Origin of the sequence: Alterileibacterium massiliense (assembly GCF_900104645.1) — a bacterium.
GTDB classification, from domain to species: domain Bacteria; phylum Bacillota; class Clostridia; order Peptostreptococcales; family Anaerovoracaceae; genus Alterileibacterium; species Alterileibacterium massiliense.
This window is the reverse complement of sequence record NZ_FNWE01000002.1, coordinates 1-14,108: the sequence shown is the minus strand read 5'-3', so window position 1 is coordinate 14,108 and position 14,108 is coordinate 1. Positions and strand designations below refer to the sequence as shown.

The 14,108-nt window shown below is 41.9% G+C and carries 6 protein-coding genes, 1 tRNA gene, 3 rRNA genes and 1 riboswitch; of the genes, 9 read left to right on the top strand and 1 reads right to left on the bottom strand.

What is annotated here, in order from left to right; all coding sequences use genetic code 11:
- The first annotated feature begins 3 nt into the window (after positions 1-3).
- Both BQ5371_RS01915 and BQ5371_RS01910 read left to right on the top strand, forming a co-directional pair.
- A complete protein-coding gene (locus tag BQ5371_RS01915) occupies positions 4-1,731 on the top strand; it encodes an FtsW/RodA/SpoVE family cell cycle protein (RefSeq protein WP_071132273.1) in 1,728 nt (575 codons plus the stop codon).
- On the top strand, positions 1,724-3,061 hold the full coding sequence (locus tag BQ5371_RS01910) for a penicillin-binding transpeptidase domain-containing protein (RefSeq protein WP_071132272.1): 1,338 nt from the start codon (positions 1,724-1,726) through the stop codon (positions 3,059-3,061). Before BQ5371_RS01915 ends, BQ5371_RS01910 begins: the two co-directional genes overlap by 8 nt.
- 227 nt (positions 3,062-3,288) lie before the next feature.
- On the opposite strand, the gene BQ5371_RS01905 is transcribed toward BQ5371_RS01910, so the two are convergent.
- Positions 3,289-4,929: a Na+/H+ antiporter NhaC family protein gene (locus tag BQ5371_RS01905; protein WP_071132271.1), complete on the bottom strand. Its 1,641-nt coding sequence runs from the start codon at positions 4,927-4,929 to the stop codon at positions 3,289-3,291.
- 99 nt (positions 4,930-5,028) lie between these two features.
- Positions 5,029-5,197, bottom strand: a riboswitch (Lysine riboswitch).
- Positions 5,198-5,465: 268 nt separating this feature from the next.
- Between BQ5371_RS01905 and iorA the strand changes: the two genes are divergently transcribed.
- The 7 genes from iorA to rrf all read left to right on the top strand — a co-directional run bounded on the left by iorA (position 5,466) and on the right by rrf (position 14,101).
- Positions 5,466-7,256, top strand: coding sequence for an indolepyruvate ferredoxin oxidoreductase subunit alpha (iorA, locus tag BQ5371_RS01900; protein WP_071132270.1), 1,791 nt, complete (start codon positions 5,466-5,468; stop codon positions 7,254-7,256).
- Positions 7,256-7,834, top strand: a complete 579-nt coding sequence (locus tag BQ5371_RS01895; protein ID WP_071132269.1) for an indolepyruvate oxidoreductase subunit beta — start codon at positions 7,256-7,258, stop codon at positions 7,832-7,834. The genes iorA and BQ5371_RS01895 overlap by 1 nt, the downstream gene beginning before the upstream one ends.
- 287 nt (positions 7,835-8,121) lie before the next feature.
- The gene (locus tag BQ5371_RS01890; RefSeq protein WP_071132268.1) at positions 8,122-8,856 is read left to right on the top strand and encodes a DUF308 domain-containing protein; all 735 of its coding nucleotides are present in this window, start codon (positions 8,122-8,124) and stop codon (positions 8,854-8,856) included.
- 335 nt (positions 8,857-9,191) lie between these two features.
- A 16S ribosomal RNA gene (locus BQ5371_RS01885) occupies positions 9,192-10,709 on the top strand.
- Between the two features lie 40 nt (positions 10,710-10,749).
- A tRNA-Ala gene (locus tag BQ5371_RS01880) sits at positions 10,750-10,825 on the top strand.
- Between the two features lie 219 nt (positions 10,826-11,044).
- Positions 11,045-13,929: ribosomal RNA gene (locus BQ5371_RS01875) — 23S ribosomal RNA — on the top strand.
- Between the two features lie 55 nt (positions 13,930-13,984).
- Positions 13,985-14,101, top strand: a 5S ribosomal RNA gene (rrf, locus tag BQ5371_RS01870).
- The 16S, 23S and 5S rRNA genes sit together here with 1 tRNA gene alongside, the layout of an rRNA operon.
- Positions 14,102-14,108: the final 7 nt, after the last annotated feature.

The window sequence follows — 14,108 nt, the reverse complement described above, 5'->3', positions numbered from 1 at the left end:
ATTATGTTTGATTTTATAATAAACCTTATAAATAACAATTATGAAATATTAAAACATATTACAACGCCTCTCAGGTGGATATTCGTAGTCTTGGCCATTTATATTTTGGTCAAGGCTATTTTGTCTTTATTATCGACAAGAGCTACGCCAGAGGTCTGGGGTTATATGTATGTTGAAGGCGGATACAATCTGCCAATATCACACTGGGAAAATCTTATCGGAAGAAGCAGTTCTTCAGATTTAAAGATTGATAATAAATCCGTATCACGAAATCATGCGATTATGATGAGGAGAAAAGACGGAAGCTGGATAATAAAAGACCTTAGCTCTAAAAATGGAACAGTGGTCAATGGTACAAGGCTTGAGCAGGGGAAGAAATATCTCATAAATACTGGAGATGAGATTGTATTTGGAAATGTTAAATGCAATCTTGCAGCAATAAGCTTTGAGGAGAGCAGGAATAATGAAGAGCTTAGGAGAATGGATAGAGAGCCTATGTCACCATGGAAATCGCTCATAGCGGTGACGATTTTTCAGATTCTTTCAATACTTCAGCTTATGATCGGAATGAGAAATAATTTCAACCAAAGTTCGGCTCTGTCCATAATAGGAATATCGCTTCTCATGTGGGCCTATGTCATATTTTTCAAGAAAAAAGGCAGGAAGGCATTTGAAATGGAAATAATTGCATTTTTTATGTCAACGATTAGCCTTCTTGTAACTGCGTCGGCTTCACCAACCGAAACATTTAAGCAATTCATCGCTATATGTATTGGAGTTTTTCTATTAATCGTGCTCTGCTATTTTCAAAGAGATCTCGAGAGGACAAAGACGATAAGGCTAACGCTGATTGTGCTTTCTATTGGACTTTTGCTATTTAATCTAATATTTGGTACGGCAAAATTTGGAGCAACAAACTGGGTTTCGATAGGAGGTATGTCTTTACAACCATCTGAGCTAGTTAAAGTTGCCTTCATACTTATAGGTGCAGGAACCCTTGAAGAGCTTTTTAGAAAGAATAATTTATACCAATATATGGCTTTTTCGGCATTCTGCCTTTTGTGTCTTGCAATTATGAGGGATTTCGGAACAGCACTTATATTCTTTTCGACCTACCTTGTTGTTTCCTATCTAAGGAGTGGAGATTTTTCAAGGTTAATCCTAACTGGGGGAGCAGCGGGTTTCTTTGGACTAATCGTTCTTAGATTTATGCCATATATAGCAGACAGATTCGGTGCTTGGCGTCATGTCTGGGAACCTGAATTTGTCAATGGCATGGGTTATCAGCAGACGAGGACGATGTCTTATGGAGCAGGAGGAGGGCTTCTTGGTCTTGGCGGCGGAAATGGAGGATTGAAGAATATTCCGGCGGCAAATACCGACCTCGTATTTGGATATGTTATGGAAGAATGGGGATATATAATAGCTATATTGCTGGTTCTTTGCATAATCACGCTGTCGCTTTTTGCGGTCAACTCTATCGTTGCAGGAAGATCTACATTTTATACAATTGCATCTTGCGGTGCAGCAACTATGTTCATGGTTCAAACAATGCTCAATGTATTTGGCTCTGTGGATTTATTCCCTCTTACAGGAGTAACCTTCCCATTTATATCTACAGGTGGAACGAGTATGCTCGCTTCATGGGCTATGCTATCCTATTTCAAGGTATCCGATATGAGGAAAAATGCGAGTATTGCAGTTACTGAGGAGGTGGAAGGATATGCTTAAGCTTGAGCGAAGAGCAAGGATTTGCCTTCTTATAGCAGGAATACTTTTCTTAGGAATGGTATTTTTTACATTTAAATATGTTAGTGAAGGCGGTGACTGGGCTGGATTTTATGGAAATACTCAGATATATACGGCGGGTGAAATCAATAGAGGCGAAATATCTGATAGACATGATAATATTCTTCTTTCCTGCTCAAAGGATGGAGTAAAATATAACGAAGATTCGGATGTTAGAGCCGGAACAATTTTTGCAGTAGGTGATACGAAGGGTAATATTTCCACGGGTGCAATTAATATGTGGAAAAGCGAGCTGATAGGATATGACTTACTAAATGGAACATATGATAAATCACAGGGCGGTAAAAAATTAAAACTCAGTATTGATGCGGGGGCATCTAAGGTCGCATATAACTCGCTCAATGGCAGAGAGGGATTTATAGGTGTATTTAATTATAAAACTGGTGAAATTATGACACTTGTCAACTCCCCTGCGATTGATCCACTTGGAGATATTCCCCAAAATCCAGATTCACCTGTTTTCTTTAACACATTTATGCTTGGTAAGCTCACCCCCGGCTCGACATTTAAGCTTGTTACATCAGTTGCAGCTATTAGGAATATGGATACGGACGCTTTTTCATTTAAATGTGATGGAATTAATAATTTTCATGGTGTAAATATCAGGTGCACAGGAAATCATGGTAATGTTGATTTTGAAGAAGCACTTGTCAAATCCTGCAATGGAGCCTATGGCGAAATTTCAAGGACGGTTGGTTCTAAAAATTTAAAAGCAGCAGCAAAAGACGCAGGACTAATGGATAGCATTGATGTCGATGGTATTCAGGCTGAAAAAGGAAGCTTCGATTTTCCTAATAATGACGATATAGAGCTAAGCTGGGCGGGAATAGGACAGCATAAGGACCTCATCAACCCTTGCTCAATGATGGTATTTATGGGAGCTATTGCAAATGATGGCAAGGCTGTAAAACCTACTATGATTGACAAAACGAATTTCTTTAAAAAGAAAAAGGGTGGAAAAATCATCGGAGAATATATTTCTCCTGATATTGCAAATAAGATAAAGTCGATGATGAAAAGCACTGTAGAAGATAATTATGGAAGTTCGAGATTTTCAGGGCTAGACATCTATGCGAAATCCGGAACAGCTGAAACAGGAGGAAAAAAATCGGATTCATGGTTCGTAGGATTTCTTGGAGATGAGGCACACCCATATGCCTTTGTCACATGGGTAAAGGGTGGAGGAACCGGATATATTACAGCAGGAGAGGTTGCGAATGATACATTGCAAGCCTTGGTTTCAAATAACTAGAAAAATCTAGTTGCATTAAAACAATTACAATTAGATTTAGGCAAATGAAATCAGATTTAAAAAGTTGAACTACTATTAAATTATTTCATAAATAAAACCCTTTTCATCTGTGAAAAGGGTTTTAATCTTTTTATGCCAATTAATTTTATTTGCAAAATGAATCAATATTCTTTGCGAAGTAAATCAATTTTCTCCGAGGAATCTTCTAATACTCTTTGTAAGATCAATCATTTTTCTTCCGAAAGCTCGTCTAGGCAAACAGCTCCAAACAGCCTTGATTTTTTAATAAAGAATAGCACAAGTAGCATTGCAATAATTCCTACAGGAAGTGAAATCCAAGCATTTCTTGTAAAGCCTGCAATCACATATGTTACAAATGATACGCCCATAACAGTTAGAGCATAAGGGAACTGCGACTCAACATGGCTCACATGGTTGCAACCCGCACCTGCAGATGACATGATTGTTGTATCAGAAATTGGTGAACAGTGGTCTCCTGCAACGCCTCCTGCCATACAAGCAGAAATCACAATTATCATAAGGTCAGGTCTGTTTGATGTAATTGCGAGAGCTATAGGAATTAATATTCCAAATGTTCCCCATGATGTTCCAGAAGCTATTCCAAGTCCGCAGGCAATTAAGAATATAATTGCTGGGAAGAATGATACAAAGCCATCACCTAGGTTATCAACGAGGTTGGCTACATATTCTGCAAGTCCAAGCTGATCTGTCATTGCCTTTAACGACCATGCAAAGGTTAGAACAAGTATAGGGGCTACCATTGATTGAAAACCATCAGGAACACACTTCATTAATGATTCGAAGGTCAGTACTCTCCTGATAGCATAGTAGATTATTGAAATAATCAAGGCTACAAGAGAACCCATGGACAAGCTTGCTGCCGCATCACAGCCTGCAAATGCTGCTGCAAATGAAGTCCCCTTGAAAAATCCACCAGTGTATATCATTCCTATGACACATGAAATTACTAGCACGATTACAGGGAAGATAAGGTCTATGACCTTTCCGTCAGGATTTACTTCGTCTTTTTGTGAATCAGCATTTTCTGAATTTATATCTTTAACTGTAAATAGGTCATTCTTCTCAATAGCATTTCTTTCATACTTTGCCATTTTTCCATAATCGAAGTTCATCAATGTAATAGCGATCATCATGACGATTGTTAGCAAGGCATAGAAATTATATGGAATTGCTTTTATAAACAAAGTCAAACCATTTTGACCTTTTACAAAACCGCTTACAGCCGCCGCCCAAGATGAAATTGGGGCAAGTATGCAAATTGGTGCAGCTGTGGCATCGATTAAATATGCGAGCTTTGCTCTTGAAACCTTATGCGTATCTGTCAAAGGCTTCATTACGCTTCCGACTGTAAGACAGTTGAAATAATCATCTACAAAAATCAATAGACCAAGACCTACTGTGCTAAGCTCAGCACCCTTTCTAGATCTAATCTTTGATGAAGCCCAGCGACCGAAAGCCATGGACCCACCCGATTTGTTCATCATCGAAACTAACATTCCAAGGACGACTAAGAAGATTAAAATTCCTACATTATATGGGTCGGATAATGAGGCAACGATTCCGTCATTTACCACCCTCTTAACAATTCCGGAAAAATTCGGACCTGCATATAAGCAAGCACCTGTAAGGATTCCTAGGAAAAGAGAGCTATATACTTCCTTAGTTATGAGAGCCAAAGTAATAGCTACAATTGGTGGCAAGATAGACCAAGCAGTTGCGTAAAGAGCCGGCTCGGTTGCAGCCAAGGATAGGGAAGTAGCGGAAATAATTAGAAAACTTGCAAGACACATTATATATAATATCCTGCTTCTTAATGAACGATTCATAATGATAAACCTCCATTCAAAATAAAAAATAGTAAATAAAAAACCATGAATATCGTCTGAAACCTATCCATGGCATTTAAAGAATTTACTAAATTCATGACCATTGATAGCGCTCCACATAAATGTGACAGTACGCAGCATCTTATTACTACGCCCCAGAATAAATATCGGGAAATATCTAATCTTCGGCGGTTTTCCCTTTCGCAATTGCTTCCTTCCCGAGAATATACAATTGTTACTGATGAATACCGCAACCTCTATCGTGTCAGTTGTTATTCAAATGGTTGTTCAATATTAAACAACAAAATTTGTTGATTGTCAATAGAAAAAACAAAAAAGACAGAAATATTTTTGTGAAAATCATCAAATTAAAATTAATAAAAATATAAGGGCAGGGATATTGTAAGCGTTCGCATTACTATGTTAGAGGCAACTAACTAAGCAAATAATCTTTGTTGACTAATAGCTTGACGAGATGTATAATATTCGGAGTTAAAAACACAAGTTGTATTACTTGATTTTAAGGAGGTAAATAGATGAAAGTAATTATGTCGGGCAATGAAGCAATTGCTCGCGGTGCTTATGAGGCCGGAGTTAGGTTTGCTTCAGCATATCCGGGAACACCGAGTACCGAAATTCTCGAGAATATGCCTCAGTATAAAGATGAGGGCGTTTATTCAGAGTGGGCTCCTAATGAGAAAGTAGCTGTAGAGGCTGCTATCGGAGCATCTGTTGCAGGCGTAAGAGCTATGTCGGCAATGAAGCATGTAGGTCTTAATGTAGCTGCTGACCCTGTATTTACAGTTGCATATACTGGAGTAACAGGCGGACTCGTAATTGTTGTTGCAGACGACCCAGGTCTACACAGCTCACAGAATGAGCAGGACAACAGAAACACAGCCAAGTCTGCAAGATTACTTATGATAGAGCCATCTTCAAGCCAAGAAGCTAAGGATTATATGAAGATTGCTTTTGATCTTTCAGAAAAATTCGATACACCTGTACTCTTCCATGTTACAACAAGAGTATGCCACTCAAAGGGTATCGTAGAATTAGGTGAGAGAGTTGTTAAGGAAACAATCCCATTTGAACCTAATATCAAGAAATATGTTGCTACACCTGCAAATGCTACAGTTCTAAGAGCTAAACTTCAGGATAGAGTTGAGGCAATGGAAGAGTATGCAAATACTATCGAAATCAACCAGCCTGAGTGGAATGATACAAAGATTGGTGTTGTAACATCAGGTATTTCATATCAGTATGTTAAGGAGACATTCGGAGATAAGGCTTCATATCTAAAGCTTGGTATGACATTCCCATTCCCTACGAAGCTTGTTAAGGACTTCTGTTCTAAGGTTGACAAGGTATATGTAGTAGAAGAAATGGATCCATACCTCGAAGAATACATGAAGCAGAATGGTATTGAGTGCATTGGTAAGGATTTAATTCCTAGATATTACGAGCTAAATACAGACATCGTAAGAGCTTCTCTTCTCGGAGAAAAGCCAGAAAATTATTCATCTGATGTTAAGGCTGTTGTTAGACCTCCTGTACTTTGTGCTGGTTGCCCACACAGAGGTCTATTCTATGTTCTTTCTAAGATTAAGAACATTATGATTACAGGAGACATCGGTTGCTACACACTTGGTTCAGCAGCACCTCTTAATGCTCTTCACACTTGCTTCTGCATGGGTGGAAGTATTTCTACAGGTCACGGTGCATCTATCGCTCTTAGAGAGTTTGGCGATAAGGACCTTAAGGTTGTATCTGTAATTGGTGACTCAACATTCTTCCATACAGGAATTAACTCACTTGAAGATTTGGCTTATAATAAGGGAAGCAATACTGCAATCATTCTTGACAACAGAATTACAGGAATGACAGGACATCAACAGAACCCAGGAACAGGATTTACCCTCATGGGAGATGAAGCAGCAGAGATTGACATTCCTGCAGTATGTAAGGCAATAGGAATCAAGGAAGAGAATATCTGGATTGTAAACCCTAACAAGCTTGAGGAGACTAAGGAAGCAGTTAAGGCAGCAATCGCTAAGGATGAGCCTACAGTTGTTATAACAAGATGGCCATGTGCGCTAAAGAAATTCAGCCAGCAGGATATTGATGAGTTTACATCTTCAGGATTGATGACAAGACAGTGCGAGATTGATCAGGAGAAGTGCAGAAACTGTAAGATGTGCGTTAAGACAGGTTGCCCAGCTCTAATCTCTACTAAGGACAGCGTTGTTATCGATAAGAACAACTGTGTAGGATGTACAGTATGTAAACAGGTATGTCCATTTGGAGCTATTCAGGAGGTGCCAAGATAATGAGTGATGTAAAAAATATTCTACTCGTAGGAGTAGGTGGACAGGGTACAATCCTTGCAAGTAAGATTTTAACAAGCGGTCTTATGGAAGCAGGATATGATGTAAAAATGAGTGAGATTCACGGAATGTCACAGCGTGGAGGAAATGTATCAACACAGGTTCGCTACGGTAAAGAAGTTGAATCACCAATCGTTGGTAAGGGTTCAGCCGATGTAATCGTTGCATTTGAGAGAATGGAAGCATTGAGATGGTTAGAATATCTCAAGATTGGCGGAAAGATGGTAATAAATGATTTTGCTATCCAGCCTGCTCCTGTAAATCTAGGTGCAGCAGAATATCCAGCTGACATAATTGAACTTCTAAAGAGTAAGGCAGAAGTTACAACTCTAAAGGCTGGAGAGATTGCTGGAGAACTTGGAAATCCAAAGGCAATGAACATCGTTCTTCTTGGTGCTCTAGTTAAGGCAATCGGTGGACTTGACGATGTTGACTGGGATAAATATATCGCAGCTAATGTAAAGCCAAAGTTCAAAGAGCTAAACATCGAAGCATTTAAAAAGGGTTATGAATTAGTATAATTTTACAATATTATAACCATCTAAAATGAAATATTTAAGAAAGAAACGCCTTCGCTTTATGCGAGGGCGTTTTTATTTAAATTTTTAGTTTAAATCTGACATTAAAAAGGAAATTAATTTTAAAAGATGAAAAACTGCACACATTAGACACATTATATATGAAGATATATGAAGTTTGCATATTCACATATCATTAGACAAGCTGATATTAATTTAAAGAAGATAAAAATTGAAAGAAGATTAAAAAAATGTTATCATATCAGAGAAATTTAGGAGGTGCGACTTAAATGAGAATATTCATGCTGATTTCTAGCTTGCTTATGACAGGAGCAGGAGCATTCTGCATTGCGAATGCCAATATGCCATTTATATCACTGGCTGCTATTATTGGAATAATTGCAATTATAATGGGAATAGCAAAATTGTTTGTCAGCCTATTTTGCAAGATAAATGCTGATGACAGGGTAAGAAATTTTGTGAGAATTGAAGCTACGCTATCAACAATTATAGGAATTGTATTTTTATCGGGGCAGATTGTTGATGCTACTGGGGTACTTCCGGTTTTCGCACTTTGGACAACTTTAGAGGGACTGAAGTCCATATCTATCAATAAGATGAACTACAGAATTAATTCTACCATAGAAAACATTTCTCAGATTCTTGGCATAATAACGACCTTGGTTGGATTATACACTTTCTTTAATGAAATTATTTTTGATATAAGACTTCTAATTTTAGTAGGAATATCTATAATGCTTATCGGGCTTGACTGCTTCAAGCTTTCACTTCAAATTGAATATAAAAAGTCTGAGCTCCTTAGTAGCACGAAAGAAAAACTTGAGGATGCTAAGATGGACGAGAAGGAAGCCATGGAGAGAGCAAAAGAGGCAATGAAAGACTCCAAAGAAGCAAGGGAGAGAATATCAAAATATACAGAAGAGCTTATAAAAGAAGAAACTTTGCATAACAAGATAGGTGAATCAAGAAGGAAGAGTAAAAAATATAGCAAAAAACCGAGATAAATAATAGGAAAACATAAAAAAAGAAAAAAATACAAAAAAAGCATAAAAAAGCAAAAAAAGAGATTGACAAGTAAAAGAAAAGGGGCTATACTGTATAAGCTGTCACTAAGGCAGGGGGTACAAGGTAGCCCCTAAAAAAGTGGCAGAGAACCTTGAAAACAACATAGTATAGAACCTAGTCAATAAAAAGAAGATAAAATCTTCGAAATGAATTGATGAAGTACAAAGAACAAACAGGTTCACGTACAATTCGAGAGTAATTCGAGAGAACGCAAGTCAAAAGTCGTTCTGAGAGGATAGATTTGAACTGACGAAGAAGGTCAGAGCAAATACAATTAATTAAGAGTTTGATCCTGGCTCAGGATGAACGCTGGCGGCGTGCCTAATACATGCAAGTCGAGCGAGAAGTCACATTACTAATTCTTCGGAAGAAGTAAAGTGATGGAAAGCGGCGGACGGGTGAGTAACGCGTAGGCAACCTGCCTCTCACAGGGGGATAGCCATCGGAAACGGTGATTAATACCCCATAAAGTCAAAATAACACATGTTAAGCTGACCAAAGATTTATCGGTGAGAGATGGGCCTGCGTCTGATTAACTAGTTGGTGAGGTAACGGCTCACCAAGGTGACGATCAGTAGCCGACCTGAGAGGGTGAACGGCCACATTGGAACTGAGACACGGTCCAAACTTCTACGGAAGGCAGCAGTAGGGAATCTTGCACAATGGGCGAAAGCCTGATGCAGCAACGCCGCGTGAAGGAAGAAGGCCTTAGGGTCGTAAACTTCTGTTCTTGGGGAAGAAAAAAATGACGGTACCCAAGGAGGAAGCCCCGGCTAACTACGTGCCAGCAGCCGCGGTAATACGTAGGGGGCAAGCGTTATCCGGAATTATTGGGCGTAAAGCGTGCGTAGGTGGTAATTTAAGCGCAAGGTTTAAACTAACGGCTCAACCGTTAATTGCCATGCGAACTGGGTTACTTGAGTGCTGGAGGGGAAAGCGGAATTCCTAGTGTAGCGGTGAAATGCGTAGATATTAGGAGGAACACCGGCGGCGAAGGCGGCTTTCTGGACAGCAACTGACACTGAGGCACGAAAGTGTGGGTAGCAAACAGGATTAGATACCCTGGTAGTCCACACCGTAAACGATGAGCACTAGGTGTCGGGGTCGATAGACTTCGGTGCCGCAGTTAACGCACTAAGTGCTCCGCCTGGGGAGTACGGTCGCAAGACTAAAACTCAAAGGAATTGACGGGGACCCGCACAAGCAGCGGAGCATGTGGTTTAATTCGAAGCAACGCGAAGAACCTTACCAGGACTTGACATCCCTCTGACAGGAACTTAATCGTTTTTTTCTACGGACAGAGGAGACAGGTGGTGCATGGTTGTCGTCAGCTCGTGTCGTGAGATGTTGGGTTAAGTCCCGCAACGAGCGCAACCCTTGTTGTCAGTTACTAACATTAAGTTGAGGACTCTGACGAGACTGCCGAGGTTAACTCGGAGGAAGGTGGGGATGACGTCAAATCATCATGCCCCTTATGTTCTGGGCTACACACGTGCTACAATGGTCGGTACAGAGAGAAGCAAAGCAGCGATGCGGAGCAAAACATAAAAACCGATCTCAGTTCGGACTGCAGGCTGAAACTCGCCTGCACGAAGATGGAGTTGCTAGTAATCGCAGATCAGAATGCTGCGGTGAATGCGTTCCCGGGTCTTGTACACACCGCCCGTCACACCATGGAAGTTGGGGGTGCCCGAAGTTGGACAAAAACAGTTTACCTAAGGCAAATCCGATGACTGGGGTGAAGTCGTAACAAGGTAGCCGTAGGAGAACCTGCGGCTGGATCACCTCCTTTCTAAGGAGACTAAGGTCTCTATACTATGTTAGTTTTATTTGGGGAATTAGCTCAGCTGGGAGAGCACCTGCCTTGCACGCAGGGGGTCAAGGGTTCGAGCCCCTTATTCTCCACCATGTTATTTTTTTATAAAATAACGGTTAGCACCTTGAAAATTGAATAACACAGAAGTGTAGAAAAGACAAATAGACAACGAAATCGAGAGAAGCCTGATTTCCTTGAGAAATCAGAGTAAGGGTAAATTTCGAAGAAGAATTTGTTGAGAGAAAACCAGAAAGAGATTCACACGAGAAACAATAGTGAAGAGAAAGACCTGATTAACGCAAATCAGGCAAGGTCAAGTAAAGAAGAGCATCAGGTGGATGCCTTGGCACTGGGAGCCGAAGAAGGACGTGATAAGCTGCGAAAAGCTATGGTGAGGAGCACATATCCCTTGACCCATAGATATCCGAATGGGGGAACCCACCAGTGGTAATGCACTGGTACCGTATGGTGAACACATAGTCATACGGAGGGAACGGGGTGAACTGAAACATCTAAGTAGCCCTAGGAAGAGAAAGAAAAATCGATTTTCAAAGTAGCGGCGAGCGAAATGGAAAGAGGCCAAACCTAACTGCAAGCAGTTAGGGGTAGTGGACCACCAAAAAGTTGAAGACTTAGTGAGCTGAATAGTACTGGAAAGTACAAACGAAGAGGGTAAAATTCCCGTAAGCGAAGCGAAGTCAAGACAGGTGGCACCGGAGTAGGACCGGACACGAGGAACCCGGTTTGAAGCAGGAGGGACCACCCTCCAAGCCTAAATACTACCCAGTGACCGATAGAGGAAAGTACCGTGAGGGAAAGGTGAAAAGAACCCCGGGAGGGGAGTGAAATAGAATCTGAAACCTAATGCTTACAAGCGTAGGGAGCGAAAGTGACCTAGTACTTTTTGTAGAACGGGCCAACGAGTTATGGTATGTAGCGAGGTTAAGTTACTGGAGTAACGGAGCCGAAGAGAAATCGAGTCTTAAAAGGGCGAAAGTTATATGCTGTAGACCCGAAACCGGGTGACCTATCCATGAGCAGGTTGAAGTAACCGTAAAAGGTTATGGAGGACCGAACTTATATCTGTTGAAAAAGGTTAGGATGACTTGTGGATAGCGGTGAAATTCCAATCGAACTCGGATATAGCTGGTTCTCCTCGAAATAGCTTTAGGGCTAGCCTCAAGTCAAGATACACGGGGGTAGAGCACTGATTGTTCGCGGGGCCTTCACCGGCTACCAACAACTCTCAAACTCCGAATACCGTGATATTAAACTTGGGAGTCAGACTATGAGAGATAAGTTCCATGGTCGAAAGGGAAACAGCCCAGATCAACAGCTAAGGTCCCAAAGAGTAAGTTAAGTGGAAAAGGATGTGAGATTGCACAGACAGCTAGGATGTTGGCTTAGAAGCAGCCATACATTTAAAGAGTGCGTAATAGCTCACTAGTCGAGTGATGTTGCGCCGAAGATAAACGGGGCTAAAACTTACCACCGAAGCTTTGGAATTAGAAATAATTGGTAGAGGAGCATTCTATACGGGTAGAAGTTGAGCTGAAAGGCGAGGTGGACTGTATAGAAGAGAGAATGTTGGCATGAGTAGCGTAAGGCGGGTGAGAATCCCGTCCGCCGAAAATCTAAGGTTTCCTGAGGAAGGTTCGTCCACTCAGGGTTAGTCGGGGCCTAAGCCGAGAGCGAAAGCTGTAGGCGATGGACAACAGGTAGAAATTCCTGTACCACCGAGGATTGCATGAATGAAGTGGGGACACAGAAGGATAGGTTGAGCACGCCGTTGGTCGAGCGTGTCTAAGCAGAGAGGCTAATATGTAGGCAAATCCGCATATTGAAAGGCTGGTCTGTTATGGGGAGTCGATAGAGACGAAGCAACTGATTTCACGCTGTCAAGAAAAGCCGCTAATTAGATCCAAGGTGCCCGTACCGCAAACCGACACAGGTAGATGAGGAGAGAATCCTAAGGTGAGCGAGCGAACTATTGTTAAGGAACTCGGCAAAATAACCTCGTAACTTCGGGAGAAGGGGTGCCTGCGAATGCAGGCCGCAGTGAATAGGTCCAGGCAACTGTTTACCAAAAACACAGGTCTCTGCTAAAGCGAAAGCTGAAGTATAGGGGCTGACGCCTGCCCGGTGCTGGAAGGTTAAGGGGAAGTGTTAGCGTAAGCGAAGCAGTGAACTTAAGCCCCAGTAAACGGCGGCCGTAACTATAACGGTCCTAAGGTAGCGAAATTCCTTGTCGGGTAAGTTCCGACCCGCACGAAAGGCGTAATGATCTGGACACTGTCTCAACAATAGGCTCGGTGAAATTGAAATATCGGTAAAGATGCCGATTACCCGCAGCAGGACGGAAAGACCCCGTGGAGCTTTACTGTAGCTTGATATTGAGTTTCGGCATTGCACGTACAGGATAGGTGGGAGACTGAGAGATATGTACGCCAGTATATAAGGAGTCACCGTTGGGATACCACCCTTGTAATGTTGGAATTCTAACCTGGTACCGTTAACCGGTATGGGGACAGTGTCTGGTGGGCAGTTTGACTGGGGCGGTCGCCTCCTAAAGAGTAACGGAGGCGCCCAAAGGTTCCCTCAACGCGGACGGAAATCGCGTGAAGAGTGCAAAGGCAAAAGGGAGCTTGACTGCGAGACATACAGGTCGAGCAGGGACGAAAGTCGGGCTTAGTGATCCGGTGGTTCCGAGTGGAAGGGCCATCGCTCAACGGATAAAAGCTACCCCGGGGATAACAGGCTTATACCATCCAAGAGTTCACATCGACGATGGTGTTTGGCACCTCGATGTCGGCTCGTCTCATCCTGGGGCTGAAGTAGGTCCCAAGGGTTGGGCTGTTCGCCCATTAAAGAGGTACGCGAGCTGGGTTCAGAACGTCGTGAGACAGTTCGGTCCCTATCCGCTGTGGGCGTTGGAAATTTGAGAGGAGCTATCCTTAGTACGAGAGGACCGGGATGGACATACCTCTGGTGCACCAGTTGTTCTGCCAAGGGCATAGCTGGGTAGCTAAGTATGGACGGGATAAGCGCTGAAAGCATCTAAGTGCGAAGCCCCCCTCAAGATAAGATTTCCTCCGTAAGGTAAGACCCGTGGGAGACTACCACGTAGATAGGTCGGAGGTGTAAGTGCAGTAATGTATTTAGCTGACCGATACTAATAGGTCGACAACTTGACCAAATGGTTTAGGAGAACACTTTAGTGTTATTCAATTTTGAGGGTACAAACCTCAATATCCGGTGACAATAGCGAGGAGGATACACCTGTTCCCATCCCGAACACAGAAGTTAAGCTCCTTTGCGCTGAGGATACTTGGTGGGCAGCCGCCCGGGAAAGTAGGTCGTCGCCGGTTTTTTTAT